Genomic DNA, 1,030 nt, shown 5'->3' on the forward strand with positions numbered 1-1,030 from the left:
AGTTTTGCGATCTCCTCTGCTGGCTGTCTTTCAAATACTGGTCACGCCGCCTTTGGCGCGGATTGAACCGTGCAGGCAATCGACCAGATGAAGCCCACCATCTCGCGTGCGATGGCGACATTAACGACGTTGGCGTTCTTGCCGCGCGCGCTCAGCCGACGATATCGGGTGCACAGTCGAACCTGCGCCTTCCACCCGATATCGCGAACGACTTTTGGCAGCGCCTCGATCCGGTCGACCTTGTGCCGGCCGATGCGCGGCCTCATCCTGTAAGCCCAGGCGCCCTCGACCAGCGCGCGCCGGGCATGGGTGTTGCCGGTCTTGGTGATGCCGCCGCGCCAGACGGTCTCGCCACTCGATTGTTCTCCGGGTACCAGGCCGAAATAGGCCATGAGCTGGCGTGGATTGGAGAAGCGTGTGAAGTCGCCGACCTCCGCGACCAGCACCACGGCATTGATCAGCGCGATGCCGCGCATTGCCTGCAAGGCATCAACCACCGGGCGCTGGTTCCATTCCGGGAGCAGGCTGAGTATCTGTTCCTCGACCTGTTGCAGGCGCCGTTCCGCATCCATGACGGCATCGACGTAGTCCTGAAATGCGATCTGCTGAGCGGGATGTTCGAAGGCCAGGGTCGAAAGCCATCGCCGGTAAGCCATTCGCCAGGCGGTACCCCGCTGATGCTTGCGCCCGTGACGCAGCAGAAATCCCTGAAGATGTTGACGCGCGCGCGTCACCACCTGGCGCACGACGCTGCGCAGCCGGATCAGGTCGCGCATGGCTTCGTGGTCGGTATCGGGCACCCAGACGGGGGTCAACTCTCCGGCCCGATTGAGGCGGGCGAGCATGGTGGCGTCGCGACGGTTTGTCTTCACCCGATCGCCAGGCTTCCGCGGAATCAGCGATGGCGCCACCACGTCGCAGCGATGGCCCAGGCTTGTGAGTTGGCGATAAACGCCATAGCCGCACGGGCCGGCCTCATAGCAAAACGCCAGCGGCTTGCCGGACCGCCCCAGACGATCGCATAGCTTGT

1 protein-coding gene is annotated in these 1,030 nt (G+C 63.7%); it reads right to left on the reverse strand.

Features of this window, described 5'->3' with window-relative positions; genetic code table 11:
- Positions 1 to 41: 41 nt before the first annotated feature.
- Positions 42 to 1,013 (reverse strand): IS110 family RNA-guided transposase, encoded by a 972-nt coding sequence (locus G6N73_RS35835; RefSeq protein WP_281353029.1) that lies wholly within the window; start codon positions 1,011 to 1,013, stop codon positions 42 to 44.
- Positions 1,014 to 1,030 lie beyond the last annotated feature (17 nt).

The sequence above is a fragment of the Allomesorhizobium camelthorni genome, assembly GCF_011045125.1.
Taxonomy (GTDB): Bacteria; Pseudomonadota; Alphaproteobacteria; order Rhizobiales; family Rhizobiaceae; genus Allomesorhizobium; species Allomesorhizobium camelthorni.